This is a genomic window from Sphingomonas phyllosphaerae FA2, assembly GCF_000427645.1.
Taxonomy (GTDB): domain Bacteria; phylum Pseudomonadota; class Alphaproteobacteria; order Sphingomonadales; family Sphingomonadaceae; genus Sphingomonas; species Sphingomonas phyllosphaerae.
In genome coordinates, this window is sequence record NZ_KE386571.1 from 250,345 (window position 1) to 276,718 (window position 26,374).

Consider the following 26,374-nt stretch of genomic DNA (forward strand, 5'->3'; position numbering starts at 1 on the left):
ACGCCGCCTCACTTGGTCGCACCCGCGAGGCGTCCCGCCGAAGCGAACATCGTGATGATGCGGTCGATCTGGTCCGACGTGTGCTCGGCGCAGATCGAGCAGCGCAACAGGAACGTGCCCGACGGCGTGGCGGGCGGGCGGGCGACGTTCACGTAGAGGCCGGCCTCCAGCAGCGCCTGCCACATCACCACCGCCTGCGCCTGATCCTGCAGGATTACCGCGACGATCGCCGAGTCGCACGTCTCGGTGCCGAGCGCGAAGCCCAGCCCCTTAAGCCCGGCGTGGAGCCGGCGGGCATTGTCCCACAGCCGCGCGCGCTTGTCGTGCGCGGTCATCAGCTTGCGCACCGAGGTGGCGGCGGTCGCGACCACCGACGGCGGCAGCGACGCGGTGAAGATGTACGGGCGGCACGAGAAGCGCAGCCCCTCGAACTTCGGGTGGTTCGAGATGCAGAAGCCGCCGACCGTGCCGACCGACTTGGAGAAGGTGCCGATCACCAGATCGACATCCTCGCCGAGCACCAGCCCCTGCGCCTCATAGACGCCGCGGCCATGCTCGCCGAAGAAGCCCATCGAATGCGCCTCGTCGACCAGCACCATGCAGCCGTGCTTCTTGGCGACCTGCACCATCTCGCGCAGCGGAGCGATGTCGCCGAGCATCGAATAGACGCCCTCCAGCACCACCAGCTTGCCCGGTTCCTTGGGCAAGCGACCGAGCCGCTTGTCGAGGTCCTCGACCGAATTGTGGCGGAAGCGGACGATCTCCGCGTCGCCCATCTTGCAGCCGTCGTAGATCGAGGCGTGGCTGTCGGCATCGAGGATGACGTATTCGCCGCGGCCTGCCATCGTGGAGATGGTGCCGAGGTTGGCCTGATAGCCGGTCGAAAAGACGATCGCGCCGCTCGCGCCGTAGAATTCCTTGAGCGCGTCCTCCGCCTCGACGTGGTCGCGGAAGGTGCCGTTGAGCATCCGGCTGCCGTTGGTGCCGCTGCCGAACTGTTCCAGCGCGCGGGTGCCGGCGGCGATCACGTCCGGGTCGAACGTCATGCCCATGTAATTGTAGGTGCCGAGCAGGATCGTCTCCTTGCCGCGGATCACCGCGGTAGTCGGCGAGGTGACCTGTTCCATGACGATCCCGAACGGATCGCGCACGCCCGAACTCATGAGCGCCTCGCGTTCGGCGAGCAGCGGATCGAACTTCGCGAACAGGTCGTGAGCGACCGGCGCGGCGGCGGGTTCGGCGGGCAGCTTCTCGCTCTGGAGGCCGGTTTCGGTCATCCGCCTCAGCCCTTCAGCTTCTCGACGGCATCGGCGAGCTGGCCGACATTCTCGATCTCGGCCTGCATGTTCATCGTGATGATGATCTCGAATTCGTCCTCGATCGCGGCGACGAAGTCCATCACGGTCAGCGAATCCCATTCCAGGTCGCCCTGGAAGCTGGTCGCTTCGGTGATCGCGACGCCCTTCTTGTTGAAGGGTTCGATCTGCGTGCGCAGCGTGTCGAGAATGGCGGTACGGTCGGTCATGCGGATGCTCTGGCCCTGAAATGCGGCGGTTGTCTGTCGCTGCTATAGCAAGCCGTGGGCGCGATACCATCGTGCCGTATCGGTCAGCCCGTCTGCGGCGATGATGTGCGGACGCCAGAGTGCGGGCGGCGGGGCCTTGGCGGGGTCGGCAGTCCAGTCGGGATGGACCATATAGGCGACGCGGTCGGCGGTCAGCTTCGCGTTCGCCCCGCGCAGCAGCCGGTCGGCGCGCGCGGCGGTGCGCAGCAGCGCGGCGGGGAGGGGGAGGGGCCGTACGCGCCGTCCGACCGCCGCGCCGATCGCCCGCGCGAAATCGGCATAGCTGAGCGTGCTGCCGTCGCTCGGCTCGTAGGTGGCGCGGTCGTCGGGCGTCTCGGCAAGCGCGAGCAGCAGGCGGGCGAGGTCGGCGACGTGGATGATCGACAGCTGGCCCTTCGGCGGAATTGGGACGACGCCGGTACGGCGCGCGGCGCGGAACAGGTCGCGTTGCTCCATGTCGCCGGGGCCGTAGACGCCGGGCGGACGGACGATCGTCCAGTCGAGCGCGCTGTCACGTACGACCGCTTCGGCCTCGTGCTTCGACCAGCCGTAGTTCGAAAGCGCCGGCTCGCGCGCCGCGAGCGAAGAGACGTGGACGAAGCGGCGGACGTCCCACGTCCGCGCAGCGTCGACGACATTGCGCGTGCCGTCGATGTTGGCGGCGGCGAAGGCGGCGCGGTCGGGAGCGTTGACCGCCCCGGCGACGTGGACGACGGCGTCGGCGGTCGAGACGAGCGTCGAGATCGCTAGCGTATCGTCAAGTGCGCCGGCGATCCACGTCACGCCGTCGCGGGGCGGCTGCGGGCGGCGAGCGAGCGCGCGCACCTGATGCCCGGCGGCGAGCGCCTGGTCGATCAGCGCGCCGCCGACGAAGCCGGTGCCGCCGGTCAGCGCCAGGATCACAGCAACGCCATATGGTTGCGGTGGACCAGCGCGGCGCGGGGCGCATAGCCGAGCAGCGCGGCATGTTCGTCGCTGCGTCGCCCGAGCAGGCGGGCGGCCTCGACGGCGTCATATTCGGACAAGCCGCGTGCGATCGGGCCGGCGGGGCCGGCGATCGCGACCAGATCGCCGCGCGCGAACGCGCCCTCGACGCGTGTCGCGCCGGCGGCGAGCAGGCTGCGCCCTTCGGTGAGCGCGTGCGCCGCGCCGGCATCGACATGGATCGTTCCCGCCGCGGTCAAGCCGCCTGCGAGCCACGCCTTGCGCGCCGGGGCGGTACGCTCGGCGACGAACAACGTGTGGCGCGCGGCGGTCGACAAGGGGTGAGGGGCGTGGCCGGAGGCGATGGCGAGCGCGGCCCCGGCAGCATTGGCGATCCGCGCCGCGGCGATTTTCGACACCATCCCTCCCGATCCCATGCCGGAGGCGGAGCCGCGATCGGCCATCGCCTCGATGCCGGCGTCGATCCGCTCGACGCGCGGGATGTGCTGTGCGCCGGGCTGCGCAGGGTTGCGGTCGTAGAGTCCGTCGATGTCCGAGAGCAACACGACGCCGTGCGCGCCCGCCGCCTGCGCGATCCGCGCCGCGAGCCGGTCGTTGTCGCCGAAGCGGATTTCCTCGGTGGCGACCGAATCGTTCTCGTTGATGACCGGTACGGTGCCGAGCTGCAGCAGCCGCCCGAGCGTCGCGGCGGCGTTGAGGTAGCGGCGACGCTCTTCGAGATCGCCGAGCGTGACCAACATCTGCGCGGCGGTCAGCCCCTGCGCCGCGAGCACGTCGGCCCACACCCCCGCGAGCGCGATCTGTCCGGTGGCGGCTGCGGCCTGCGCATCCTCGAGACTGGCGCGTCCGCCTTTGGCGAGCCCGAGCCGCCGCGCGCCGAGTGCGATCGCGCCGGAGGACACGACCGCGACCTGCTGCCCGGCGGCGGTGCGCGCGGCGATATCCTGCGCGATCCCCTCCAGCCATGCGCGCCGGACCCCGCCCTCGGGATCGACGAGCAGCGCCGAGCCGATCTTGACGATCAATCGCGGGCAGGCGGCGGGGGGGAAGAGCGACATGACGCGGCGTTAGCGCGGCGGGCGGCGGCGCTCAATCGCGTGCGAACATCTCGGTATGGGGCAGGGTGAGGGACAAGGCGGGGAGCGGCACGTCGAACGGTTCGTCATGCGCGACGTCGCTCCAGCCGTGCGGGCCGGTGCGCTGGATCACGCGCAGCCGCTCGCTGGCGATGTCGACGAAGACGATCGTTTCGACGCTGTCGAGCGCTTTGTATTCGTCGAGTTTCGTGCGCAGATCGGTGCGCGCGGTGGTGGCGGACAGCACCTCGAACAGCACGCGCGGATCGTCGAACGACTTGGCGGTGTCGTGCGCGGGATCGTTCTTGCCGCAGAATACCGAGACGTCAGGGTAGCGCACCGACAGGTCGTGGGTACGGGTCGCCATGTCCGACGTGTAGGGCTTGCACCCGCTACCCCGCAGCGCCGTTCGCAGGAACGCCTGGATGTTACCAGCCACCTCGGCGTGCCGTGCCGAACCGCCCGCCATCATGCGGATGATTCCATTATCCAGTTCCGCCTTCAGGTCGCCGAAATCGAGTTCGAGAAACTCGGCGGCAGTCAGGATCGGATACTCGGGGGCGATCTGCGTGGCCATGCGTGCATCATAACCGTTGACGAGGGCGAAAGACAGTCAGCGGATCAGTTGCCATTGCTGATTGGGGTGGAAGCCGCAGCTCCACAGCCGGATCGCCGCGCCGGGCGCGAGGTTGCCGATATTGTCGAGGCAAGTGGCCGTCGCGCGATTGCGGAGCACGAACCAGCCGTCGCTGGTCGGCAACATCTCCCATTGCTGCTCTGGCGTCCCCGCGGCAGCGGTCAGCGTCGCCGCGGCATTGTCGCCTCGCGCCGTCGCGGTGATCCGGCGGTCGTCGGTTGTACTGGCGAGCGTGATGAAACCGTCTGCGAAGATCGCGCGCCATTGCTGGGCGGTGCCGTCGGCGGGCGTGGCCAGGGCCGGTGCGGCGCTGTCGGCGCGGAGCGCGAGGCCGCTCGATCGGTTCTGGAACCGACGCGCGCCCGCAATAGCGGCGGTCGCATCCTCGCCGAGCCCCATGTCGGCGACCTGCGCGCTGACGAGCTGGGTATTGCGTTGCGTGTCGTTGGTCTCACCGTCGTAATTGAGGCCGTAGGGCCAGAAATGCTGGCTGTCGGCATTGAGTATCGCGTCGGTGCCGTCGAATGACTTGATCCGCGCGACCGCCTTTGCGCCGGTGAAGCGGCCGTCGATGACCGCACGCGCCCAGGCGGCGGTCGAGCCGGAGCCGAGCCAATGCGCCAGTTCGTGGAGCGCAACGCGGCGACTGATCGCGCCGCCGAACCGGATCGTGCCGCGATAGCTGGCGTCGGCGGTCGGCGTCTGCGCGCCGTAGACGACGTTGACCGTGCCGGTGAAGGCGCCGAGCGTATTGGTGTGGCCGATCGCGAAGTCCATGGCGTCGCGGATGCCCGGCAGCTTGTCGGCGGGGATGTCGGACGCCAGCGTGTAGCCGAGCGTGCCGAGCACATAGGGCTCGACCGCCGCGGTCGTCGGGGTCGGGGTCGGGGTCGGGGTCGGTGTGGGCGACGGCGACGGGGCAGGTGTCGGGCTGGGCGTGGGGGCGGCAGTCGCGACGGTGGGGGTGTCCGAAGATCCCCCGCCGCCGCAGCCGCCCACCGTGAGCAGCACCGCCCAAGCCAGACCGTCGCGCTTCCTCACCTGCATCGGCAACCTACCTTTCGAACGGGAGATAGGATGCCGTCGGGCTGACGGAAGGGGCAGTCAGCTTATACCGGCGACCATTCGACTTCCTGTTCCTCGCCATCGTCGTCGACGGGGCGATCAGGGGTCGGAATCGCTTCGAGCAACCGGTCGAGCGCCCAGTCGACGCCGACACCGCTCGCACCCGAGATCGGGATGACCTCCGCGCCGCTCGCTTCCTCCAGCTCGGCCGACAGCGCGGCGATCAGTTCGTCGTCGAGCGTGTCGATCTTGTTGAGCGCGACCACCACCGGCTTCTCGTCGAGCCCGCCGCCGTAGGCGGTCAGCTCGTCGCGGACGATCCGGTAGCTTTCCGCCACGTCCTTGTCGTTGGCGTCGATCAGGTGGAGCAGCACGCGGCAGCGCTCGATATGGCCGAGGAAGCGGTCGCCGATCCCCGCGCCGTCCGCCGCGCCCTCGATCAGCCCGGGGATGTCGGCGACGACGAACTCACGCTGCTTGTGGCGGACGACGCCGAGCTGCGGGCGGGTGGTGGTGAAAGCATAGGCGCCGACCTTCGCCTGCGCATTGGTCACCTGATTGATGAAGGTCGACTTTCCGGCGTTCGGGAGGCCGACCAGCCCGGCGTCGGCGAGTAGCTTGAGCCGCAGCCACACCCACGCCTCCTCATACGGCCAGCCGGTGCCGTGCTGGCGTGGGGCGCGGTTGGTCGAGGTCTTGTAGCTGGCGTTGCCGCGCCCGCCGTCGCCGCCGCGCAGGAAGGTGATCCGCTCGCCCACGCGCGTCATGTCGGCGAGCAGGCTGCGCTCCTCGTCGTCGGCGAGGATCTGCGTACCGACGGGCACCTTGACGATCAGATCGTCGCCACCCGCGCCGGTGCGGTTGCTGCCCGAGCCGCCCATGCCCCGCGGCGCGCGGAAATGCTGGGTGTAGCGGAAGTCGATGAGCGTGTTCAGCCCGGCGACCGCCTCGAAGACGATATCGCCGCCTTTGCCGCCATTGCCGCCGTCGGGGCCGCCGTATTCGATGTATTTTTCACGCCGGAAGCTGACGGCGCCGGGACCGCCCGCGCCGGAGCGGACAAAGATTTTCGCTTGATCGAGAAAGTGCATGGCGTGCTCCGTACCGCTTTAGCGCGGCTAAAGCGATATCGGAGCGCGCCCGGCCGGCGCGGGCTCGTCCCGCGACCGACGACGCGGCTTTGCCGCGGCGGGTTATCCCCGTCATTCCCGCGCAGGCGGAAATCCAGAACCTCCGGCGTTGCGGCCCTCATGACGACCTGCGCGTCTGGATCCCCGCCTTCGCGGGGATGACGACGCTACGCCTCCGCCGCCCCCCGATCCCGCAGCAACATCTGTCGCGTGATTGCCCGTGCGCGGTCCCTCGGCAGACCCAGCGCGCGCGCCATCGGGGCCCCCAGCAGCGCGTCGCCCAGCGCCGCCAGCACCAGTTGCAGCGTCTCGTCCTTGATCGGCGCGTCCGGGCGCTGCTCGCGCGACAGCTCCTCGACCAGATCGTGAACCGCAGTGAGGATCGGATCGAGCGCATCCTGATTGCCGTTGAGGATCATCCACGTCGCCAGCGCCCCCGCGCCGTTCGCACCAAATGCGTCGAACACCACATCGACCAGCTCGGCCGGGTCCTTGCGTTCGCGCGAGCGGCGCGCGGCGTCGCGAATCGGTGCGACGACCAGGGCGGTCATCCGCTGGATCAACGCCGATTGCAGCCCGTCCGCCGAGCCGAAATGGTGGAGCAGGTTGGCGTGCGTCCGCCCGATCCGGCCCGCCACCGCCTTCAGCGTCACTGCCTGCGGCCCCTGTTCGACCAGCAGCACGCGCGCTGCCTCCAGCGCCGCGTCACGCGAAGCCTCCGGGCTCAACCGTCGTCGCAGGGTTGCAATCGCAGCAGGGGGCAATTAACTGACACCATTGTAAGTAAACGGATAATGCCCGTCATTAGTGGAGGTTTCCGTGGCGAAAGCAACCACGCCCGCCGACCTGACCATCACCCCGCGCGACCGGCGATTCGGGCGCGGTGCCACGATCCGGCGTTGGTGGCTGAACGACGACCCTTATGCCACCGCCTTCTACAACGCGCTGTCGGTGACCTTTCCGAAGGGCGAGGGGTTCTTCGTCGACAGCGTGCGGAAGTTCCGTGAGGGCACGCCGCCGCGGCTGGAGCGCGAGATCAACGCCTTCATCAAGCAGGAGGTGCTGCATACCCGCGAGCATGTCGCGTTCAACCGGCATGTCGCCGATCAGGGTTACGACACGACGTTGCTGGATCGCGACGTCGATGCGGCGCTGGCGCTGACCAAGGGGCGGCCACCGATCGGAAGCCTCGCCGCCACGACCGCGCTCGAACATTTCACGGCGATGCTCGCGCACGAGCTGATTGCCAATCCGCGCCATCTGGCCGGCGGCGACGAGCAGGCGCGCGGCTTGTGGCTGTGGCACGCCGCCGAGGAGATCGAGCATAAGGGCGTCGCCTATGACACCTGGCTGCACGCAACGCGCGATTGGCCGCGGTTTACGCGCTGGCGGATCAAGGCGCTGGTGATGCTGATCACGACGTGGCGGTTCGTCCACGGTCGGGCGCGCGGCATGGCCGAGCTGCTGCGGCAGGACGGGTTGACCGGACCTAGGGTCTGGGCGCGGATGGCGTGGTATGCCTTCGGCTATCCGGGGATGGCGCGGAAGGTGGCGGGGGTGTGGCTGGCCTATTTCCTGCCCGGCTTCCACCCGTGGAAGCACGACGATCGCGCGCTGATCGGGCTGGCCGAGAGCGACTATGAGGCGGCGGTGCTGCCGCGAGTGACGGTGTGACCGCGCAATCGGGCGGAAGTTGGCGATGTTTGCGCTCACCGCCGGAAAACGCGGGATCGACTGCGACCAAGGGGACGTGGCGGGAGCGGGCGAGGCCATGGGGAGGGTATAAGGTCGCGACGCTGATGTAGGACAGCAGCGGCTGGCAAGCCATTGTATCGGCGGCTGTTGATTGCGAGCCGATCGGGATGAGGAAGCAGGCGGCACTTGGCCTGCGTCAATCCGGGTCATCAGCAAAAGTGGTGCGGACGGCGAGGGCGGCGTCGGCTTTGCGCCGAAAAGCCTCGTCGATGTTTGCGCATGAATGCTCGCCGCATCGTTCGAAGCTTTGCCGATGCCGCTTCTCTGTTGCCAGCGACGCGCCTGGGAGGTGATGACGGCAAGTTGATCCGTCATTGCGAGCGCAGCGAAGCAATCCGGCGCCGGATTGCTTCGCTGCGCTCGCAATGACGACCGGATGATACGATCTGACGTCATCATGACCTAGTCGGCCCAGTCGAAGACGATCGGCGCATCAATGCCGAGTGCGTTGTGCACCGGGCACGCACGCACCGCGGTCTCGAGTTTGCGCCGTTGGCGCTCGTCGAACGTGCCCGGCACGCGCGCGACGGGTCAGCGTTATCCTCCGACCTTCACGCCGCGATCGGCATTGCGGCGTCGGTGCGCGCGACCTGCGCGTCGAGATCGAGCGCGAAGTCGACCGATGCGACCATCCCGCCGCGCGCCAGCGACCATCGCTGCGACCGGCCGGTCTCGACGAAGCCGAGCTTGCGCAGCACCGTCCCCGACGTCGGATTGTCGGCGTGGTGATAGGCGGTGAGCCGCGTCAGCGGCAGCGCGTGGCGCGCGATGTCGATCACGGCGCGCCCGGCCTCGGTCGCATAGCCTCGGCCCCACGCGTCGGGGGTCAGCCAATAGCCGAGTTCGTGATCGCCATTGTCCGCGCGGTGCAGACCGATCCCGCCGATCAGCCGGTGCGCGCCGCTGCGTTCGACGATGACGAAGCGCGGCTCGGTCGCGCCGCGCGGCAGCGACAGGAACGTCTCCGCATCCTCCGACGTGTAGGGCCAGGGGGCGCGGGCGAGGCGGTTCACGACCGTTTCGTGGCCAATCGCCTGCGCAAGCGCGGGCGCGTCCTCGAACCAGCCGGGCCGTAACGTCAAGCGGGGCGTCAACGCGAACATGTGCTCCATCTCCTGCGACGGGCCCGTGGCACGCGACGATGACGCGCGCGCGACACGGGGGACGGTAAGGGGAGGGAGCAACAAGAAAAAAGGGAGCCGGGGCGGACCCGTCTCCCTTGTCTGGCTGGGTTCCGTCTCGGAACCCCGGGTCGCCCTGGTGGGCAACCCGTGTGGTCACCCGATGTTATTCGGCCGCGGCCGCAATCATATCGACCGAACAGAATTTGCGGCCGAGCTTGCCGTCGTGGAACACCACGCGGCCATCGACGAGCGCAAACAGGGTATGGTCCTTACCGATGCCGACGTTGCGGCCCGGGTAGAACTTCGTCCCGCGCTGACGCACTAGAATGTTGCCCGCGATCGCTTCCTGACCGCCGAACTTCTTCACGCCAAGGCGACGGCCGGCCGAATCACGACCGTTACGCGACGAACCGCCTGCTTTCTTATGTGCCATTGTGTCTGTTCCTTTCGCGCTTTGGGGCTCAGCCGACCGAGACGATCTTCAGGATCGTGTGGTTCTGGCGATGGCCATTGCGGCGACGATAGTTGTGACGGCGACGCTTCTTGAAAACGATCACCTTCTCACCCTTCGCCTGGGCGATGATTTCGGCGGCGACCGTCAGGCCCGCGACGTCCTTCAGTTCCGCGCCCTCGCCAGCGAGCAGCACATCACCCAGCGTCACCGACGCGCCGGCCTCGCCCTCGATCTTCTCGACGACGATCTTGTCTCCGGCGGCGACGCGGTACTGCTTGCCGCCCGTGCGCACGACTGCGAACATGGCTACGATGTTTCCTTCAACGGGAATTGCTTCCCAAATGTCATGGACCGCGACGGGCGTAGCCGCACGGTTGAAGCGTGGCGGTTAGGATAGCCCTTCCGGGATGTCAACCGATTCCCCGACCACAGGGCCGGTTAATGGCGGTGCAATCGCTTCAATCCATAGCGTCCGTCGTCGAACCGGTCGAACAGCCCGGCGATCGCCGGATGGTCGACGGGTTCGTCGCTGTCGTCATGCTCCAGGTTCTGCTGGCTGACATAGGCGACGTAGCTCGATTCGAGATTCTCGGCGAGCAGATGGTAGAAGGGCTGGTCCTTGGCGGGGCGCAGCGTCTCCGGGATCGACTGGTACCATTCCTCGCTGTTGGCGAAGACCGGGTCGACGTCGAAGATCACACCGCGGAAGTCGAGCATCCGGTGGCGCACGACGTCGCCGATCGAGAAACGGGCATGGGCGATCGGCGGAGCGATCGGATCGGCAGGGAGGCGGGTATCAGCCAGCGCATCGCGGGTCATGCCAGCGTATCTAGTGCAGAAATCGTGCAGCACAACACGAGATGCGCTTGCGTCGTGTATCGCAAGCCGCTAGGGGCCGCGCCTCGACCCACCGCCGGGCGCTTTTCGAAGCCGCCGGTGACCCTCGCGGAGAGGTGGCAGAGTGGTCGAATGCACCGCACTCGAAATGCGGCGTGCCCTCACGGGTACCGTGGGTTCGAATCCCACCCTCTCCGCCACTTATCATTGCATCGTGACCGCGAAACGTCCTGCGCCAGTTGCTGGCGGGAGCGAGAGTTCCTGTGCGGTGCGACCGGCCAACGTCGCTGCGGCGAGAGGCCGCTGACCCGGCGACGAGACTACGACCACGCCAATCGGCGAAAAGGCTTGAAATTGGTCAGCTTTTGGTTTTGAACCATGTTTGCGGCGTCAAGCAGTTGAGTGCGCCTCCGAAGTAAGTCTTGCGCTGACGATTTGATGCATACCGCGGGGACGGCACCAAGAAAACTGGTTCAGATCAATGTCTTCCGCGCTGGATACGCTTGACAAATCCGTAGCCGCGATCATTAAATAAAAAAGCCTTATTAAATAAAACACGTTTTCAGGGATGAAGGGGAGGATCAATGCGTAGGATCACTGTACGCGGCGCGATGCTGACCGCCGTATCGCCCGTCGTGCTCAGCATGGCGATGGTCGTGGACGCCACGGCGCAGACCACCACGCCGGACGCCGTCGCCACCTCGGCCGATCAGGTTGCCGCACCGGCGCAGACCGACGACGCCGCCGGCGATATCGTCGTCACCGGTATCCGCGCGTCGCAGGCGCGCGCGATCGAGGTGAAGCGCAACGCGGACAGCGTCGTCGAGGCGATCAGCGCGCAGGACATCGGCAAGCTGCCCGACGTCACCATCTCCGACTCGCTCCAGCGCATCGCGGGCGTCCAGATCCGCCGCGACGCGGGCGAGGGCGCGGCGATCAACATCCGCGGCCTGCCGCAGGTGACGACGCTGCTCAACGGCGAGCAGTTCCTCGGCGCCAATTCGGTGACGACCGTCCAGCCGAACTTCACCGACATTCCGTCGCAGCTGTTCTCGGGCGCGACCGTGTTCAAGTCGCCGACCGCTTCGCTGCAACAGGCGGGCCTTTCGGGCACCGTCGACCTGCTGACGCGGCGTCCGTTCGACCTGAAGCGTGGGCTGACCTTCTCGGCCGCTGCCGAGGGGCAGTATGGTGACAAGACCAAGAAGTGGAACCCGTCCGCCAACGGCTTGATCGCCTTCCACGGCGAGCGCATCGGCCTGCTGGTGTCGGCGGCGTACAGCGACCTGACGCTCGCCAACAGCTTCCGCGGAATTCAGGATTACGGTGTCGCGCTGAATAACGAATATGGTCGCGATGCGACGATCGGCAGCGACGGCGTCTTGTCGCCGGCGATTGCGGGGCAGTTTGCAACCGGCAACAACGGCGTCAGCCGCGGCACGCCGATCCGCAATTCGTCGGGCGCACTGGTCGGCTATGACCTGAACGGCGACGGCGATGCGAACGACACGTACATCACGCCGCAGTCGCACACCGCATGGAACCGCGTCACCGATCGCCAGCGGTTCGGCGCCAACGCCTCGCTGCAATTCGAGATCAATGACGCGCTGCAACTGACTGCCGACGCCTTCTATACGCGCCAGACGCAATATGATCGCACCGCCGGCTTCCAGTTCCAGAACGTCGACTGGTTGTCGTCGCCCTTCGTGCCGACCAAGTCGACCGATACCGGCGCGACCTACAATCAGTCCGTCAATCTGGGCGATGGCCCCAACCCGAACGGCGGCGACCGCATTCCGATTACCGCCAGTCGGCCGTTCAACGTCAACACGGTTCAGCAATATACCTACGGGCTGCCGAACTTCGACAGCTATGCAGAGACGTTCCGCACCAAGAGCGAGTCGCAGAACTACAATCTGCAGCTCGACTGGAAGCCGTCCGAAACCTTCAAGGCGACCGTGCGGGGCATCTATGGCAAGGCGTATCGCAACCGCGATCAGTCCTATACGCAGTTCAGCCTGACCAACGGCAAGCAATGGGCGTATAATGGCGTCGGCAATTATCCGGCCGGCGACGTCACCTTCAACCCGACCGGCTATCAGATCTACAGCGACACTGCGACCGTCGACTATTCGAGCGGCGCGCCGGTGTTCGGCTTCTCGCCGGGGTTCCTGGCGCAGGCGTCCGATCCGTCGCGCTATGGGCTGAAGACGATCTCGTCGGAGGGCAATCAGTATCAGAAGGGCGACATCTGGGCGTTGCGTGGCGATGCCGAGTGGCAGGCCAACGATCAGTTGAAGGTGGCGTTCGGCGGCCGTTACGGCGAGCGGAGCGTCAACCAGTTCACGTTCGACCGCGTCTCGCCCTTCTACGCCGGCAACCGCGACAATGCGGCCAATCCGGCGGCGGGCTGCCTCGTCAAGTGGAAGGCGTTCGACGTCAACCTGAACGACAAGTCCTGCCCGGTGCTCGACGCGCAGGGCAATGCTTACACGGCCGGTCTGACGCGACAGGCGACCGACCCGATCTTTGCCGGGTTGATCAAGCGATATGCGCTGCCCGCCAATGGCGCGCCGAACCTCTATGTTCTCGATCCCAAGGCGATGGACGACAGCGAGGCGTGGCAGAACAAATTCTATCCGGGCAGCCAGAACCTCGTGAACCCGGCGCTGTCGTTCGACGTCCACACGCGCCAGATCTCGGGTTACGCGCAGGTGTCGGGTGAGGGCGAGTTGCTGGGGATGCCGTTCCGCGCGAACGGTGGCCTGCAGGTCGTCAACACGAAGCTCAACGTCCGCCAGAACATCGTCGGCAACCCGCAGCCCTATGGCGTGTCGGGTGTGGACGCGGGCGATCTGGTGACCAAGCGCGAGTTCACCGACTTCCTGCCGTCGATCAACATCGCCTTTGACGTGACCAGCAAGCTGCGCGCGCGTGCTGCCTTCTCGAAGACGATGACGTTGCTCGACTTCCAGCAATGGGGTGGTGGCCTGAACGTCGGTTACGCGATCAACACCACGATCAATCCGGCGCGGTTCGAGGCGCAGACCGCTACCTCGGTCGGCAACCCGAACCTCAATCCGTGGCGCGCGACCAACGTCGAGGGCAGCTTCGAATATTACACCGGCCGGTCCAGCCTGCTGGCGATCGGTGCGTTCTACATCGCGGTCGACAGCTTCATCTCGAACACCACCGAGATCCGCAACGACATCCCCGACAATGACGGCGTGATCCGTCGTCCGGTCGTCACCAACACGCTGGCGCAGGGCGAGGGCGGGACGCTGAAGGGCATCGAGGCGTCGGCGCGGCAGTCGCTGGCCGATTACGGCGTCAACGGCTTCTTCGGTGGGTTCGGTGTCGACGCCAACTACACGCTGTCGCTGGGCGATGCCGGGCTGGTGGATCTGGCGGGCAACAATCAGCCGTTCCAGGACAATTCAAAGCATCAGGTCAATGCGGCCTTGTGGTTCGAGAAGTACGGGTTGCAGGCGCGCGTCGCCTACAACTATCGCTCGAAGCGGCTGGTGTCGTCGAATTACGGCGGGATCGTCGGGCTGGCGCAATATCAGGCACCGACCAACTATCTCGACGCCTCGATCTCCTATGACGTGACGCCGTTCATCACGCTGTACGGGCAGGCGTCGAACCTGACCGCCGAAACCGAGCGTTATTACCTGACCTGGACCGATCAGGTGTTCAACGAGAACATCTACGAGCGCCGCTTCATCGCCGGGGCGCGCGTGCGCTTCTGATCGCGCTTCCCTGCCGCGGGCCGTCGTGCTGTGTTCGCACGTACGACGGCCCAAGGCCCGAGACAGCGTGAGGTGAGAGAGCAGAATGCGTGATCCGATACGATCGATCGTGATCGTCGGCGGAGGTACGGCGGGCTGGATGGCCGCGACGTTCCTCGCGCGGCGCCTGGCGCATCTGCGGCTGGCGATCACGGTCGTCGAAAGCTCGGCGATCGGAACGATCGGGGTCGGCGAAGCGACGGTGCCCGCGATCCGCGACTTCTTTGCCGCAATCGAACTCGGCGAGGCGGACGTGCTCCGCGAGACCGAGGCGACGATCAAATACGGCATCCGCTTTGCCGGATGGAAGGAGCCGGGGCACGACTTCTTCCACCCGTTCGGCCTGTACGGGGTCGGGGCGCATGGCGTGGCGTTCCATCATTATTGGTTGAAGCTGCGCGCGGGCGGCGATGAAACGCCGGTCGGGGCCTATTGTCTGGCGACGCAACTGGCGGAGCGTGGGCTGTTCCTCCCGTCGGTCGATCGGCCGGCCAACGATCTGGGCGTATTCAATTTCGCGGTGCATTTCGATGCGTCGAAATTTGCGGCGCTGCTGCGACGGCTCGCGCTCGCCAACGGCGTCCAGCACGTCGACGCGCGGATCACCGATGTCGTGCGCGACGGCGAGGACGGGCGCGTCACCGCGGTGAGGCTCGACAGCGGGCAGGACATCGCCGGCGATCTGTGGATCGATTGTTCGGGGTTTCGCAGCCTGTTGCTGGGCGAGGCGCTCGACGTCCCATTCGTCGACTGGCGGCAATGGTTGCCGTGCGACCGCGCGGTGGCGATCCCGTGCGAGGCGGCGCAGGTGCACCGGCCGTTCACTACCGCCACCGCAACCAGCGCGGGGTGGCGGTGGCACATTCCGCTGCGGCACCGCGTCGGCAACGGGCATGTCTATTGCTCGGACTTCATCGACGATGCGGCGGCGGAGGACGATCTGCTTGGGGCGCTGGAAGGCAAGCCGCTCGCGGCGCCGAACCGCATCCGCTTCACCGCCGGCCATCGCGCGCGCTTTTGGGAGAAGAACGTCATCGGGCTCGGGCTGGCATCTGGCTTCCTCGAACCGCTTGAATCGACGAGTATAACGCTGATCCAGTCGGGGTTGGAGCGGTTGATCCCGCTGTTCCCGACGCGGGACATCGACCCGCGACTGGCCGCGACCTACAACCGCCAATCGGTGCTGGAGTTCGAGCGCATCCGCGACTTCCTGATGCTGCATTACAGTGGCAACCGACGTATCGGTGAACCCTTCTGGGATCATGTCCGCGGGATCGTGCCTACCGAGGCTTTGCAGGGAAAACTCGACGCGTGGCGCGCGGCGGGCGAGTTTGTGCGGCGCGAGTGGGACACGTTCCAGGATGCGAGCTGGCTGAGCATGTATGCGGGGTTCGACGACCTGCCCGCGCGTTACGCGCCGCTGGCCGATCAAATTCCCGAGGCCGATCTGCACGATAGCCTGATGCGTATGCGCGCGGCGATCGAGGGCACGTTGCGCCATGCCGAGCCGCACGCGGACTTCCTGACCCGCGTCCATGCAGGTCGGGCATGAACGTCGCCGGGCTGTTGCGCCTGACGGGCGCGAATATCGAACATGCCGGGCTCCACAACCAGCGCGTCGTGTTGCACGCGATCCGCGTCGCGGGATCGGCGACGCGGGCGGAAGTCGCGGCGGTCACCGGTCTGACCACCGCGACGGTTACCAATATAACCAACCGCTTGCTCGAAGAGGGCCTGCTCGACCGCGCCGGGCAACGGCGCGGCGGACGCGGGCAGCCGGCAACGCGGTTGTGCGTCAATCCCGACGGCGCGTTCGCGATTGGGATCAACATCGACCGCGATCACCTGACGATGGTGGTGGTCGATTTCGAAGGGCGGTCGCGTGCGCGGATCAGCCGCGAGGTGGCCTATTCGAGCCCCGAGGACGTCCAGCGCTTCTATCGCGATCATGTCCACAAGCTGCTGGGACAGGGCGGGATCGCTCCCGAGGCGCTAAGCGGGATCGGGGTGGCGCGGCCGGACGATCTCGGTGCGATCGACCTGCCCGGGCGACCGCGCGACCATGATCGCTGGTCGACGCATGACGTCGCGTCGCTGTTCGCCGGGCCTCTCGACCTGCCGGTGACGGTCGAGAACGACGCCGCGGCGGCGGCGATCGGCGAGATGCAGTTCGGGCTCGGCCAGCAATATGCGAGCTTTTTCTATCTGTTGATCACCGTCGGGCTGGGCGGGGGCGTGGTGGTCAATTCGCTGTACGATCGCGGTGCGGACGGGCGGAGCGGCGAGATCGGCTTCCTGATGGTCGAGGGTGAGGACGGGCGGCGCGTACCGTTGCAGGAGGTGCTGTCGATCGCCGGTCTGTCGCGGGCGCTGGAGGCCAAGGGGTTGGGCGGAAGGGCAATTCATGCGCTCGATCTGGACGATCCGGCGGTGGCGGCGGTGACCGACGCGTGGGTGGCGCGGGCCGCGGCGGCGCTGGCACCGCCTTTGATTGCAGTGAGTTGCCTGCTGAATCCGGGTGCGGTGCTGGTCGGGGGGCGGTTGCCGGTCGCGCTGGTCGAGCGGCTGGGGCAGGCGACCAGTGCGCTGATGCAGCGTGACGGCGGCTATGCGCCTGTTTTGGCACCGATTCGGACGGCGGCGCTGGCGGAGGATTCGCCGGCGATCGGGGCGGCGTTGCTGGCGTTCGGGCATTTGATGCTGCCGGCCGATACGCCGGGACGACAGCCCGACGCGATGATTTCACGAGACAAAGGGCGGTAGAGTGATGCGCGGGACGACGATGATCGCCGGAATGTTGCTGGCGGGGAGCGCGCAGGCGCAGGAAATCGGCAATGCCGGGCCGTACAATGCGCGTTTTCTTCAGGGCGGTATCGGGGTCGAGCGGCCTTTGGAGCAGGCGGAGGCGCTGGTCGCCGCAGGGGGGCCGTACACGATCGCGACCTGGGTCGACGCGGGTGCGGAGAATGACGCGTCGGGGACGCTGATCCGGCTTGGAATACCAGCCTCCGCTCGCGCCTTGTCGCTCGAAAAGGGGCGAATGGTGCTGCGTGATGGCACGACGGTGCTGCGCGGTGCCGTGGTGCCGAAGGGCTGGCATCATCTCGCCGCCGTATCGGACGGCGCGCGGGTGACCTTGTATCTCGACGGCCGCCGCGTCGGTGGTGGCGCGGCGCGATCCAGCGCGGTCGCGGCGCAGATCGCGATCGCGCCGGCGGACGCGGGCCAGCCGCATTTCGGCGGACAGCTGATCGACGCACGCGTCACCGGCGCGGCGCTCGACGCGCGGCAGGTGGCGGCGATCGCGCGGGCGAGGCCCGATGCGGCGCTGGTGCAGATGACCGAGGTCGGGGTCGGCTGGCCGTTTCAGAAGCAGGCCAATATCGGGCTGACGACCCAGCAGGACGCGTGGACGCTGCCGCAGTCGCGCGACGGTGCCTATACCGCGCCCGTCGCGAAGCCGTTGGCGAATGTCGCGGTGATGCAGCCGGTGGCGGACGATCGCTGGCAGGTGAACGGCTGGACGCTCGCCGCTGCGCCCGAGGTGAAGGGAGACGGCGCGACGCTGTCGCGGCCCGGCGCGCCTTCGGGGACGTGGCGCGCGGCGACGGTGCCGGGGACGGTGCTCCAGACGTTGGTCGATCGCGGCGTCTATCCCGATCCCTATTATGGGCTGAACAATCTCAAGATCCCCGAAAGCCTCGCGCGGCAGGATTATTGGTATCGCACGCGCTTTACCGTTCCCGCCGCGGCGGCGGGCAAGCGGCTGACTTTGGTGTTCGGCGGGATCAACTATGCGTCGGAGATCTGGGCGAACGGGCAGCGACTGGGCGAGACGCATGGCGCGTTCGTGCGCGGGCAGTTCGATTATGTGCCGGTCGCGGGGGAGAATGTCATTGCGGTGCGCGTGTCGCCGCCGCCGCATCCCGGTATCCCGCACGAGCAATCGGTGAGCGCAGGCGTCGGCGAGAATGGCGGGCAGCTCGCGATCGACGGGCCGACGTTCGTCGCGACCGAGGGCTGGGACTGGATCCCCGGCATCCGTGACCGCAACACCGGGCTGTGGCGGCCCGTCGAGCTGGTCGCGACCGGCGCGGTGCGGATCGGCGACCCGCATGTTGTGACCGATCTGCCGCTGCCGCGCACCGATCGCGCCGACGTCTATGTCACGGTGCCGCTCGACAATGCCGGGGCGGCGACGCCGGTGACGGTGCGCGTCGCGTTCGAGGGTGTGACGGTCGAGAAGCAGGTGACCGCCCCGGCGGGCAAGAGCGAGGTGAGGTTCACGCCCGCCGAGTTCCGCCAGCTGAGCGTCGCCGATCCGAAATTGTGGTGGCCGAACGGCTATGGCGCGCCGCATCTGTATGACGTGACCTATCAGGTCGCGGATGCGCGGGGCGTGTCCGACCAGCGCAAGGCGCGGTTCGGGATTCGCGAGGTCAGCTACGACCTGTCGCTGTTCGATGCGGCCGGCGCAATGCGGCGCGTTAACGTCCAGACCACCGACGGCGGGCTGGCGGGGACGCCGCTGATCGACATTCGCCACGCCGCGATCAAGCAATCGCCGACCGGCTGGGCGGAGTCGCTGACCGCGGCGGGCGAGACGTCGCGGGGCGTGACGCCGATCGCCGAGACTTTGCCCGAGCCGCATCTGACGATCCGCGTCAACGGCGTGCGGATCGCGGCGCGCGGCGGAAACTGGGGCATGGACGATGCGATGAAGCGCGTCAGCTATGACCGGCTTGCGCCCTATTTCCGCCTCCAGCGCGAGGCGCATATGAACATCATCCGCAACTGGATGGGCAATAACAACGAGGAGGAGTTCTTCGACCTCGCCGACGAGAACGGCATGATGGTCCTCAACGACTTCTGGCAGTCGACGCAGAATTTCCAGATCGAACCGGAAGATGCGTCGCTGTTCCTCGACAACGCGCGCGACACGATCGCGCGCTATCGCAACCATCCGTCGATCATCCTGTGGTTCGGGCGCAATGAGGGCGTGCCCTATCCGGTGCTCAACGAGGGGCTGGCGAAGGCGGTGTTCGAACTGGACGGCACGCGCTGGTTCACCGGCAGCTCGAACGTCGTGAACCTGCAGGGGTCGGGGCCGTACAATTACCGTGCGCCGGTCGGCTATTTCACCGATCTCGCCACCGGCTTCTCGGTCGAGACCGGCACGCCGTCCTTCTCGACCGCCGAGTCGATCGCCAGCTACGTGCCCGCGGGCGACCGTTGGCCGCTGAGCGACGTGCTCGCCTATCACGACTGGCATTTCGGCGGGAACGGCGACACCAAGACGTTCATGGCCGCGCTCGACCGCATGTATGGTGCGGGCACCAGCTTCGCCGATTTCGAGCGCAAGGCGCAGATGATGAACCTCGAAACGCACAAGGCGATGTACGAGGGGTTCCTGGGGCATTTGTGGACCAAGAATTCCGGGCGCTTGCTGTGGATGACGCACCCGGCGTGGCCGTCGAACGCGTGGCAGATCTATTCGTGGGATTACGACACACAGGCGTCCTATTACGGGGCGAAGAAGGCGGTCGAGCCGCTGCACGTCCAGCTGAACCTGCCGGGCAATGAACTGGTGGTGCTCAATACCACGCAGGCCGATGCCAAGGGGCTGATCGCGCGGGTGAAGGTGGTGGGACTCGACAATCGTGAATTGTTCGCGCGCGACACGAAGCTGGATGCGCTCGCCAATCGTGCGACCGCGCTGGCGGCGGTGCCGCTCGACGGGCTGTTCGCGGCGAACCCGATGGTGCTGGTCAAGCTGTCGCTGATCGGCGCGGACGGGGCGGCGGTGTCGGAGAACTTCTACTGGCGCGGGCGTGATGAGAGCGCCTATCGCGCGCTCGATACGCTGGCGCCGGCGGCGCTGACCGCGCGCGCGGCGGCGGCGGTGGTCGAGGGCAATGATCGCGTCTTGCGCGTGACGCTGGCGAACGACACCGCGACGCCCGCGCTCAACGCCAAGCTGACGCTGGTCGACGCGGCGGGCAAGCGCATCCTGCCGGCGTTCTACGACGACAATTACGTCTCGCTGCTGCCCGGCGAGCGGCGTGAGATCGCGATCCGTTATCCGGCGGCGGTCGCGGGCGCGCCGCGTGTGACGCTGTCCGGGTGGAACGTGCCCGCCGCGACGATCCCGGCCGGGTGATTGACGACGCGGGACAAAAAGCGTTGGCTGCGGTCATGAATGATGATCGAACCCTGATGATGACACGGCGCGGCTGCGTCGGTGGCCTGCTGGCGCTGGGCGCGTTGCCGGTGCGGGCGGCGGTCGCCGCGCCGGCCCTGTGGGTCGGGACCTATGTGGCCGAGGGCGGGGCGGGCGTGGTGCCGCTGCGCAAGGTCGGCGACGCGTGGGGGAGCGGGGCCGCGGTGGCGGGCATCCGCAACGCCTCGTTTGCGGTCGGCGGCGCGCGCGGGCTGCGCTACGTGCTCGACGAGCAACAGAAGGGCGGGCTGGGGGTCTACGATCGTGGCTTCCGCCGGGTCGCGGCGTCGTCGACGCTGGGCGCGGACCCGTGCCATGCCGCGTTGTCGCCGGACGGCGGGATACTGGCGGCGGCCAATTATTCGAGCGGGAGCGTCGCGCTTTGGACGCTCGATCGGGCGACTGGGCTGCCGAAGGGGCCGGTGCTCGCGCTTCAGCACAAGGGCAGCGGCCCCAACAAGGAGCGGCAGGCCGGGCCGCATGCGCATTGGGTTGGCTTTACGCGCGACGGGCGAACGCTGCATTCGGTCGATCTGGGCGCGGACACGATCTTCGCGCATCGGCTCGGGGCGGCTGGCGTCACGGGGACCGATATCGCCTATCGCGCGGTGCCGGGATCGGGGCCGCGGCATCTGGCGCGGCATCCGCGCGTGCCGGTCGCCTATCTGGTCGCCGAACTGGCGAACACGGTGACGGTGTTGCGCGCGTTGCCGGACGGGCGCCTCGTGGCGCGCAAGGTGCTGTCCACGGTGCCCGCCGGCTACCGCGGCGAGAGCTATGCCGGGCATATCGCGATGAACGCGACGGGGACGCGGCTGTATGTCTCCAACCGCGGGCACGACAGTATCGCGACCTTCGCGATCGACAGCCGGGGCGAGCTGCGGCTGATCGGGCATGTCGCGAGCGGCGGGCATTGGCCGCGCTATTTCCGGTTGCTGGAGGCATCTGGCGAGATGCTGGTCGCCAACCAGCGATCGGGCGATGTCGCGCGGCTGCCGGTCGGGCGTGACGGGGTGCCGTTGCGTCCGACGCAGGTGGTGCGGATTCCCTCGGCGGTGTTCATCGGCGTGTGACGACTATTGTCGCGCGCGGGGCTTCCGCCGCGCGAAATGATTGTTATCCTGTGTTTCTGTCTGAAGATGGAGAGTGGGATGTCGATCGTCGTCAATGGCTTGGCGGTGGACCCGCCCGGCGATCCGCGCGTCTCGCTGCTGGATCACCTCCGCGAGACCTTGCACCTGACCGGCACCAAGAAGGGCTGCAATCAGGGCGCGTGCGGGGCGTGCACGGTGCTGGTCGACGGTGAGCGCATCCTGTCGTGCCTCGCGCTGGCGGTGCAGTACGACGGGCGCGACATCACGACGATCGAGGGGCTGGCGGAGGGCGATGCGCTGCATCCGTTGCAGGCCGCGTTCATCGAACATGACGGGTTTCAGTGCGGCTATTGCACGCCGGGGCAGATTTGCTCGGCGATCGGGATGGCGGCGGAGGCGAAGCGGGGCGTGCCGAGCCATGTCTCCGCCGATCTGGGCGGCGCGGTGACGCTGACGCGCGCGGAGGTGCAGGAGCGGATGAGCGGCAATCTCTGCCGCTGCGGCGCGCATAACGGGATCATCGACGCCATTCTGGAGACGGTGGCATGACGCCGTTCCGCTACGACCGGGCCGGCGATGTCGCCGAGGCGGTGCGGATGGGGAATGCGCCGGGCGCGGCCTACTTGGGCGGCGGGACCAATCTGGTCGACCTGTTGCGCGAGACGGTCGCGCGGCCGGAGCGGCTGGTCGATGTCTCGGCGCTGTCGGGTGCGATCAGCGAAACCGACGACGGCGGGTTGCTGATCGGGGCGGGGGTGCGCAACACCGCTTTGGCGGCGCATCCGGTGGTGCGGGAGCGCTATCCGGTCTTGGCGCGCGCGATCCTTGCGGGGGCGTCGGCGCAGATCAGGAACATGGCGACGGTCGGCGGCAATCTGATGCAGCGGACGCGCTGCACCTATTTCTACGATACCGACGGCTCGCGTTGCAACAAGCGGGAGCCGGGGAGCGGGTGTGACGCGCGGGGCGGGTTCACGCGCATCCATGCGGTGCTCGGCGCGAGCGAGGCGTGTGTCGCGACGCATCCGTCCGATATGTGCGTGGCGCTCGCGGCGCTGGATGCGGTGGTGCATGTCGAGCGCCAAGGCGCGACGCGGACGGTGGCGTTCGGGGACTTCCACCGCCTGCCGGGCGAGCGGCCCGATCTGGATACGGTGCTGGAGCCGGGCGAGCTGATTACCGCCGTCGAGTTGCCGGCGCTGTCGGTCGCGGCGCGGTCGACGTATCGCAAGGTGCGGGATCGGGCGAGCTATGCCTTTGCGCTGATCTCGGTGGCGGCGGCGCTGGAGATGGAGGGCGAGCAGGTCGCGGACATTCGTGTCGCGTTCGGCGGGGTGGCGCACAAGCCGTGGCGCGCGACGCAGGTTGAGGGCGCGCTGCGCGGGGCGGCGCTGACCGACGAGGCGATCGGGGCGGCGGCGGCGCTTGAGTTCGCCGATGCGCAATTGTTGCGCGACAATGCGTTCAAGCCGGCGCTGGCGACGCGGACCTTGATCGCGGTGCTGAACGCGCTGAAGACGGGAGAGACGGCATGAGCATCGTCGACGACGCCAAGCAGGTCGCGCAGGGGCTGATGATGGGGGCGATGCAGAAATTGGTGCCGCTCGCGCCCGACAGCTGGATTCCGGGCGGCAAGCCTGACCCGCTGATCGCGCGCAAGCACGGGCTGATCGGGACGCCGGTGTCGCGGCTGGACGGCGCGCTGAAGGTGACGGGCGCGGCGGCGTTTGCGGCGGAATATCGTTTCGAGCACATGACCTATGCGGCGCTGGTCTATGCGACGATCGCGCGCGGGCGCGTCGCGGCGATCGACAGCGCGGCGGCGGAAGCTGCGCCGGGCGTGGTGCTGGTGATGACGCACCTCAACGCGCCGCGGATGAAGAACATGCCGGTGTTCGGGTCGTCGCCGAACGCGGTCGGGCCGCACAACCTGCCGGTGCTTCAGGACGACCGCATCCACTGGAACGGGCAGCCGGTCGCGTGCGTGCTCGCCGAGACGCAGGAGCAGGCCGATCATGCCGCGTCGCTGCTGAACGTCAGCTATGACGCCGAACCCTCGACCACCACGGTCGCCGGGGCGGTGGCGAACGGGACCGAGCAGGCGATGTTCTTCGGCCAGCCGCTGCGCAACGACGTCGGCGATGCCGAGGCGCTGCTGGCGAAGGCGCCGGTCAAGGTCGACCAGACCTATCGCACGCCGCGCCACAACCACAATCCGATCGAGCCGCACGCCGCGACGATCGCGTGGGTCGACGGTGGGCTGGTGATTCACGACGCCAGCCAGATGGTCTCGCAACAGGCCGAGTCGATCGGTGCGGTGTTCGGGCTGGCGGCGGACAAGGTGCGGCTGACCTCGCCCTATGTCGGCGGCGGGTTCGGCAGCAAGGGGCTGTGGGACCATCAGGTGATCGGCGCGGCGGCGGCGAAGCTGGCGGGACGCCCGGTGCGGATCACGCTGTCGCGCGAGGGCGTGTACCGAACGGTCGGCGGGCGGACGCTGACCGAGCAGCGCGTCGCGATCGGCGCGCAAGCGGACGGGACGTTCGACGCGATCGTCCACACCGGCATGTCGGTGATGACCCCGCACAACAACATGCCCGAGCCGTTCATCCTCGGCACGCGCTGTACCTATGCCGCGCGCAGCTTCGCGCTGAAGGTCGAGGTGGCGCGGATGAACATGCTCGCCAACACCTTCATGCGCGCGCCGGGCGAGGCGGTCGGCACCTTCGCGCTGGAGGTGGCGGTCGACGAGCTGGCGGTGGAGCTGGGGATCGATCCGGTCGAGCTGCGTCTCCTCAACGAGCCCGAGAAGGACCCGCTGAGCGGCGTGCCCTTCTCGTCGCGGCATATCGTCACCGCATGGCGGCAGGGGGCGGAGCGGTTCGGCTGGGCCGGGCGCGATCCGCGCGCCGGGGTGCGGCGCGAGGGCGAGTGGCTGATCGGCACCGGCTGCGCGACCGGCACCTATCCCTATTACCGGATGCCCGGCGCGGAGGCGCGGATCACGCTGACGCGCGACGGCGATGCGGTGCGCGCGCAGGTCGACGTAGCGGCGGCGGAGATGGGGATGGGCACCTCCACCACCACCGCGATCGTCGCGGCGGAGCGGTTGGGGCTGCCGATCGAACAGGTCGAGGTCGGATACGGCGACTCGGCGATTCCTGGCGCGATCATGGCGGGTGGGTCGCAGCAGACCGCGGCGATCGGCGCGGCGGTGATCGGGGCGCATAATGCTTTGGTCGCCGATCTGCTCAAGCTGGCGGGCAACGACTCGCCGCTGGCGGGGCTGTCGGCGGACGAGGTCGGGAGCATCGACGGTGGGCTGGCGAGCCGCACCGATCCGTCGCGACGCGAGAGCTACGCCTCGATCCTGTCGCGTGCGCAGCGCGGTGCGGTGTCGGTGACCAAGGCGGGGTCGATGCCGCTGGAGCTGATGCACTGGTCGATGCACTCGCACAGCGCGATCTTCTGCGAGGTGCGGGTCAATGCGGTGACCGGCGAGCTGCGGGTCAGCCGCTTGCTGGGGTCGTTCGATTGCGGGCGTATCCTCAACCCGCGCACCGCCGCCAGCCAGTTCCGCGGCGGGATGATCATGGGGCTGGGGATGGCGCTGATGGAGGAGACGCAGTTCGACGAGCGCAACGGGCGGATCATGAACCCGAGCCTCGCCGAATATCATCTGCCGGTGCATATGGACGTGCCCGAGATCGACGTGCTGTGGACCGACATCCCCGATCCGCACACGCCGATGGGCGCGCACGGGATCGGCGAGATCGGGATCACCGGCGTCGCGGCGGCGGTCGCCAACGCGGTGTGGCATGCGACGGGCAAGCGCGTGCGGGAGCTGCCGATTACGTTGGACAAGTTGTTGTGAGGTGAGCCGGCGCTTTCGTCATTGCGAGCGTAGCGAAGCAATCCAGGGCGTCTTGGTCCGGCCCTGGATTGCTTCCCCCGGCCTTCGCCGGTCGCAATGACGTGGGGGAGAGTGTCAGTCGGTTGCGACGAAGAAAGAAGCGGGGCCCCGGATCAAGTCCGGGGCGACGAGAGGGGGGCACCCGTTTGCGCATTCCCGCGTTGAGCGGCGATGACACAGGATGACGAACGCTGGATGCGCGAGGCGATCAAGGTCGCGCGCTCCAAGGGCAGCGACCCTTCCACCTCGCCGCTGGGATCGGTGATCGTGCGGGGCGGGCGGGTGATCGCCGCCGAGCGCAACCAGACCCACGAACTGCCCGACGCCACTGCGCATGCCGAGATGATGGCGATCCGCCGCGGCTGCGAGGCGGAGGGCGCGCTGGAGCTGCGCGACGCGACGCTTTATTCGACGCTGCAGCCGTGCGGGATGTGCACGATGGCGTCGATCTGGTCGAAGGTCGGGCGAGTCGTTTATGGCGCGGGGCGCGACGACGTTCATGCGATGTATTTCGAGGCGAAGCACGTCGACACGCTGTCGTTCATCGCTGACGCCTATCGTGACGACATCGTGATCGAGGGCGGGTGCCTGCGCGAAGAATGTGCGGCGCTTTACTATCCGCCCGACGCCGAGTTGCCGGAGGATGAGCAGGCGAACCTTTAAGGTGGGTCGGCCGATTATTTGTCTTCTTTCGTCATCCCGGACTTGATCCGGGATCCCGCTTTCTCTTCTTACCCGGTCGCGAAGAAGAAGCGGGGCCCCGGATCAA

Annotated in this window: 22 protein-coding genes and 1 tRNA gene; 11 read left to right on the forward strand and 12 right to left on the reverse strand. The window is 67.6% G+C overall.

Annotated features, from left to right (window positions below; translation table 11 throughout):
• Positions 1-8: 8 nt before the first annotated feature.
• From spt to SPHPH_RS0101635, 8 genes are all read right to left on the reverse strand, one after another.
• Positions 9-1,277, reverse strand: a complete 1,269-nt coding sequence (spt, locus tag SPHPH_RS0101600) for a serine palmitoyltransferase (RefSeq protein ID WP_028965120.1) — start codon at positions 1,275-1,277, stop codon at positions 9-11.
• A 5-nt stretch (positions 1,278-1,282) separates the two neighbouring features.
• Positions 1,283-1,525 carry an acyl carrier protein gene (locus SPHPH_RS0101605; protein ID WP_028965121.1) on the reverse strand — a complete coding sequence of 81 codons (243 nt, stop codon included), beginning with the start codon at positions 1,523-1,525 and terminating at the stop codon, positions 1,283-1,285.
• A gap of 42 nt (positions 1,526-1,567) precedes the next feature.
• Positions 1,568-2,467: an NAD-dependent epimerase/dehydratase family protein gene (locus tag SPHPH_RS0101610; protein WP_028965122.1), complete on the reverse strand. Its 900-nt coding sequence runs from the start codon at positions 2,465-2,467 to the stop codon at positions 1,568-1,570.
• Positions 2,464-3,567 (reverse strand): glutamate 5-kinase, encoded by a 1,104-nt coding sequence (gene proB / locus SPHPH_RS0101615; RefSeq protein ID WP_028965123.1) that lies wholly within the window; start codon positions 3,565-3,567, stop codon positions 2,464-2,466. Before proB ends, SPHPH_RS0101610 begins: the two co-directional genes overlap by 4 nt.
• A gap of 31 nt (positions 3,568-3,598) precedes the next feature.
• Positions 3,599-4,162, reverse strand: a complete 564-nt coding sequence (locus tag SPHPH_RS0101620) for a Uma2 family endonuclease (protein ID WP_028965124.1) — start codon at positions 4,160-4,162, stop codon at positions 3,599-3,601.
• Between the two features lie 36 nt (positions 4,163-4,198).
• Positions 4,199-5,269 carry an RICIN domain-containing protein gene (locus tag SPHPH_RS20325; RefSeq protein ID WP_051272776.1) on the reverse strand — a complete coding sequence of 357 codons (1,071 nt, stop codon included), beginning with the start codon at positions 5,267-5,269 and terminating at the stop codon, positions 4,199-4,201.
• Between the two features lie 62 nt (positions 5,270-5,331).
• Positions 5,332-6,378, reverse strand: a complete 1,047-nt coding sequence (gene obgE, locus SPHPH_RS0101630; RefSeq protein WP_028965125.1) for a GTPase ObgE — start codon at positions 6,376-6,378, stop codon at positions 5,332-5,334.
• 206 nt (positions 6,379-6,584) lie between these two features.
• Positions 6,585-7,145 (reverse strand): TetR/AcrR family transcriptional regulator, encoded by a 561-nt coding sequence (locus SPHPH_RS0101635; RefSeq protein WP_238302803.1) that lies wholly within the window; start codon positions 7,143-7,145, stop codon positions 6,585-6,587.
• Positions 7,146-7,236: 91 nt separating this feature from the next.
• On the opposite strand from SPHPH_RS0101635, the gene SPHPH_RS0101640 reads away from it, so the two are divergent.
• Positions 7,237-8,091 carry a metal-dependent hydrolase gene (locus tag SPHPH_RS0101640; protein WP_028965127.1) on the forward strand — a complete coding sequence of 285 codons (855 nt, stop codon included), beginning with the start codon at positions 7,237-7,239 and terminating at the stop codon, positions 8,089-8,091.
• A 632-nt stretch (positions 8,092-8,723) separates the two neighbouring features.
• Here SPHPH_RS0101640 and SPHPH_RS0101650 read toward each other — a convergent pair.
• From SPHPH_RS0101650 to hspQ, 4 genes are all read right to left on the reverse strand, one after another.
• Positions 8,724-9,275, reverse strand: a complete 552-nt coding sequence (locus SPHPH_RS0101650) for a GNAT family N-acetyltransferase (RefSeq protein WP_028965128.1) — start codon at positions 9,273-9,275, stop codon at positions 8,724-8,726.
• Positions 9,276-9,459: 184 nt separating this feature from the next.
• Positions 9,460-9,729, reverse strand: coding sequence for a 50S ribosomal protein L27 (rpmA, locus tag SPHPH_RS0101655; RefSeq protein ID WP_022687450.1), 270 nt, complete (start codon positions 9,727-9,729; stop codon positions 9,460-9,462).
• A 28-nt stretch (positions 9,730-9,757) separates the two neighbouring features.
• Positions 9,758-10,054: a 50S ribosomal protein L21 gene (rplU, locus tag SPHPH_RS0101660; RefSeq protein WP_022687449.1), complete on the reverse strand. Its 297-nt coding sequence runs from the start codon at positions 10,052-10,054 to the stop codon at positions 9,758-9,760.
• Between the two features lie 134 nt (positions 10,055-10,188).
• Positions 10,189-10,569, reverse strand: a complete 381-nt coding sequence (gene hspQ / locus SPHPH_RS0101665) for a heat shock protein HspQ (RefSeq protein ID WP_051272777.1) — start codon at positions 10,567-10,569, stop codon at positions 10,189-10,191.
• A gap of 128 nt (positions 10,570-10,697) precedes the next feature.
• Between hspQ and SPHPH_RS0101670 the strand changes: the two genes are divergently transcribed.
• The 10 genes from SPHPH_RS0101670 to SPHPH_RS0101715 all read left to right on the forward strand — a co-directional run bounded on the left by SPHPH_RS0101670 (position 10,698) and on the right by SPHPH_RS0101715 (position 26,268).
• Positions 10,698-10,787, forward strand: a tRNA-Ser gene (locus SPHPH_RS0101670).
• A gap of 384 nt (positions 10,788-11,171) precedes the next feature.
• Positions 11,172-14,339 carry a TonB-dependent receptor gene (locus tag SPHPH_RS0101675; protein WP_028965130.1) on the forward strand — a complete coding sequence of 1,056 codons (3,168 nt, stop codon included), beginning with the start codon at positions 11,172-11,174 and terminating at the stop codon, positions 14,337-14,339.
• A gap of 85 nt (positions 14,340-14,424) precedes the next feature.
• On the forward strand, positions 14,425-15,930 hold the full coding sequence (locus SPHPH_RS0101680; protein ID WP_028965131.1) for a tryptophan halogenase family protein: 1,506 nt from the start codon (positions 14,425-14,427) through the stop codon (positions 15,928-15,930).
• A complete protein-coding gene (locus SPHPH_RS18615; RefSeq protein ID WP_051272778.1) occupies positions 15,927-17,141 on the forward strand; it encodes an ROK family transcriptional regulator in 1,215 nt (404 codons plus the stop codon). The genes SPHPH_RS0101680 and SPHPH_RS18615 overlap by 4 nt, the downstream gene beginning before the upstream one ends.
• Before the next feature lie 4 nt (positions 17,142-17,145).
• Positions 17,146-20,538, forward strand: coding sequence for a glycoside hydrolase family 2 (locus SPHPH_RS0101690; RefSeq protein WP_028965132.1), 3,393 nt, complete (start codon positions 17,146-17,148; stop codon positions 20,536-20,538).
• Between the two features lie 56 nt (positions 20,539-20,594).
• The gene (locus SPHPH_RS18620) at positions 20,595-21,671 is read left to right on the forward strand and encodes a lactonase family protein (protein WP_238302804.1); all 1,077 of its coding nucleotides are present in this window, start codon (positions 20,595-20,597) and stop codon (positions 21,669-21,671) included.
• 78 nt (positions 21,672-21,749) lie between these two features.
• The gene (locus SPHPH_RS18625) at positions 21,750-22,241 is read left to right on the forward strand and encodes a 2Fe-2S iron-sulfur cluster-binding protein (RefSeq protein WP_051272779.1); all 492 of its coding nucleotides are present in this window, start codon (positions 21,750-21,752) and stop codon (positions 22,239-22,241) included.
• Positions 22,238-23,227, forward strand: a complete 990-nt coding sequence (locus SPHPH_RS0101705; protein WP_028965133.1) for an FAD binding domain-containing protein — start codon at positions 22,238-22,240, stop codon at positions 23,225-23,227. The genes SPHPH_RS18625 and SPHPH_RS0101705 overlap by 4 nt, the downstream gene beginning before the upstream one ends.
• Positions 23,224-25,566, forward strand: a complete 2,343-nt coding sequence (locus SPHPH_RS0101710; RefSeq protein ID WP_028965134.1) for a xanthine dehydrogenase family protein molybdopterin-binding subunit — start codon at positions 23,224-23,226, stop codon at positions 25,564-25,566. The genes SPHPH_RS0101705 and SPHPH_RS0101710 overlap by 4 nt, the downstream gene beginning before the upstream one ends.
• A gap of 210 nt (positions 25,567-25,776) precedes the next feature.
• Complete coding sequence (locus SPHPH_RS0101715; RefSeq protein ID WP_028965135.1) at positions 25,777-26,268, forward strand: nucleoside deaminase; 492 nt, start codon at positions 25,777-25,779, stop codon at positions 26,266-26,268.
• Positions 26,269-26,374: the final 106 nt, after the last annotated feature.